This is a genomic window from Vibrio sp. 1249-1 (genome assembly GCF_033340495.1).
The window spans coordinates 1-612 of record NZ_JAWOWJ010000778.1 but is presented as its reverse complement, the minus strand read 5'-3'; the positions used below and the strand labels follow the sequence as shown (position 1 = coordinate 612).

The following is a 612-nucleotide window of genomic DNA, read 5'->3' as shown; positions in this document are numbered from 1 at the left end:
GCGAAGAATATTGAGAAATGCCCCTTTATAGGGGCATTTTTTTTATTATCATTACAGCTAATGCTAATAGCCAAAGGTTCTTCCTATGTCTGAAGACGTCAGTAAAAATCTTTCCGAGACTTTGTTCGTAAAACATAAGCAAGCGAAAGAAACCTCCGCGCTCACTCAATACATGCCAACCAGCAAAAAGATTCTTGATGATCGAGAACAGCAAGACGATCGTGCTTGGTATCGTCATTTGCGTCGCTTGCAGTGGGCGTGGCAAGGCTTATCTCCAATTGAAATGGAAGGCGTGTTGTCGCGCATTGCTTCGTCAACGCATTCTCGTACTCACGATGATTGGTTAGATACTGTGATGGGGTATCACAGTGGTAACTGGACGTTTGAGTGGATCAAGTTAGGTATGGAACACCAACGACGTGCCAATGATCTTAAAGGTGAGGATGCTGCCGACGAGCTGTTTACCGCATCGTTGTGTTTCAGCATTGCGGGCTATCCTCATTTAAAAAACGACAACTTGGCGCTTCAGGCTCAGGTGTTAGCAAACAAAGCCTATTCTGAAGGGGCTGAGAAAACTCAATACACCATCAAGCAAATTGAAGTGCCTTACCA

General features: G+C 44.6%; 1 protein-coding gene. It reads left to right on the top strand.

Annotated features, from left to right (window positions below; translation table 11 throughout):
- Window positions 1-85: 85 nt before the first annotated feature.
- Window positions 86-612, top strand: a 527-nt coding sequence (locus tag R7Z50_RS28870) for an alpha/beta hydrolase (protein WP_318149930.1), incomplete at its 3' end; no start/stop codon positions are given.